Origin of the sequence: Xanthomonas sp. SHU 199 (assembly GCF_000364665.1) — a bacterium.
GTDB classification, from domain to species: Bacteria; Pseudomonadota; Gammaproteobacteria; order Xanthomonadales; family Xanthomonadaceae; genus Xanthomonas_A; species Xanthomonas_A sontii.
Window position 1 is genome coordinate 1 of sequence record NZ_AQOI01000842.1, and the last position, 1,715, is coordinate 1,715.

The window sequence follows — 1,715 nt, forward strand, 5'->3', positions numbered from 1 at the left end:
CCGCCATCGCGGCCGAAGCGCTGTTCGCCGAACCAGTTGGGAATGCCGCGCGCGGCGATCTGCGCCAGCCGCGCCTCGATCGCGCCGCGCTCGCCGCGCACCTCGCGCAGCACCAGCACGAAGCCGTTGCCGGCCAGCGCGCCACGCGGCAGCTTGCGGTTGTGCCAGTGCGCTTCCAGCACCTGCAGATCCGCGTCCTGCAGGCTGTCCAGCGCCGGCGCCACGCGCTTGGGCAGATGCACCGAGAAGCGCTGGGTGGTGACCGCATGGCGGTCCTTCATGCCGGCATAGCCGATCGCCAGTTCCGCCACCCCGGCCCACTGCGCCAGGCGGCGCGCGGCGAAGGCGGTGTTCATGCCGCGCTTGCGCACGGTCAGCAGCAGGTGCTCGCCCTCGCCGCTGGGCGCGAACGCGGGCAGTTCGTCGACCTGGAAATCCTCGGCGGTGCTGCGCATGCGCGCCTGCAACGGCGCGGCGCCGAACGCACGCGGCAACTCGCTCACAGCGCCACCAGCAGGGCCACGGCCTGCGCCGCGATGCCTTCGCCACGGCCGGTGAAGCCGAGCTTCTCGCTGGTTGTGGCCTTGACGCTCACGCAGTCCAGTTCGACCTGCAACAGCGCCGCCAGGCGCTCGCGCATCGCCTGCGCATGCGGGCCGACCTTGGGCCGTTCGCAGATCACGGTGATGTCGGCATTGCCCAGGCGCCAGCCGCGCGCGTGCAGCAGGCCGACGCAGTGATCGAGAAACTGCGCACTGTCGGCGCCCTTCCAGCGCGGATCGGACGGGGGGAAATGCTGGCCGATGTCGCCGAGCGCCAGCGCGCCGAGCAAGGCGTCGCACAGGGCGTGGATCACCACGTCGCCGTCGCTGTGGGCCAGTACGCCGCGCTCGTGCGCCACGCGCACGCCGCCGAGCATGATGTGGTCGCCCTCGCCGAAGGCATGGACGTCGTAGCCCTGGCCGATGCGGATGCGGGGAAGTTCAGACATTGGCATGGAGACATCCCACGAAAAATGAAAAAGGACGGAGCACGCGCCGCGCCACGGCGGCCGCATCCGACGCCAGGCGCATCACGACTGCCGCGCGCGCTGGAACAGTTCGAACTCGAAACGCGCCAGGTCGGCCGGCGTGGTGACCTTGAAATTGTCTTCGGCGCCCTCGACCAGCAGCGGCCGCAGCCCCAGCAACTCCATCGCCATCGCGTCGTCGGTGACCTCGACGCCGGCCGCGGCGGCCTGCTCCAGGGCCCGGCTCAGTTGCATGCGCCGGAACAGTTGCGGGGTCAGCGCGCGCCACAGGCGCTCGCGCGGTTCGGTGCCATCGATGCCGCCGTCGTCGCCGGCGCGCTTGAGCGTGTCGCGCACCGGCGCGGCCAGGATCGCGCCGACCGGATCGCCGCGCCCCGCCTCCAGCAGCCGGTCCAGGTCGGCCAGCGCCAGGTTCGGCCGCGCCGCATCGTGCACCAGCACGAAGTCGTCCGCCTTCACCGACTCCGGCAAGGCATGCAACGCGGCCAGCACCGAGCCGGCACGGCTGCCGGCGCCCAGGCAGGTCAGGACCGGCTTGCCAGCCAGTTCGGTCCAACCCGGCCACTGTGCATCGTCCACGCCCAGCGCCACCATCGCCCCGGCCACCGCCGGATGCGCCAGCAGCGCCTCCAGCGCATGCGCCAGCAACGGGCGCCCGCCCGCCTGCAGGTACTGCTTGGGCGTG

3 protein-coding genes are annotated in these 1,715 nt (G+C 72.0%); all 3 read right to left on the reverse strand.

All coding sequences use genetic code 11. The annotated features are described in order from the left end of the window. Nucleotides 1-455 (reverse strand): tRNA pseudouridine(13) synthase TruD (locus tag D183_RS25755; protein WP_232757341.1); only part of this gene is annotated, 455 nt, incomplete at its 3' end. A 44-nt stretch (nucleotides 456-499) separates the two neighbouring features. Continuing rightward, nucleotides 500-991, reverse strand: a complete 492-nt coding sequence (ispF, locus tag D183_RS0122955) for a 2-C-methyl-D-erythritol 2,4-cyclodiphosphate synthase (RefSeq protein WP_017911063.1) — start codon at nucleotides 989-991, stop codon at nucleotides 500-502. A gap of 81 nt (nucleotides 992-1,072) precedes the next feature. Further along, nucleotides 1,073-1,715 (reverse strand): 2-C-methyl-D-erythritol 4-phosphate cytidylyltransferase (ispD, locus tag D183_RS25760; protein ID WP_017911064.1); only part of this gene is annotated, 643 nt, incomplete at its 5' end.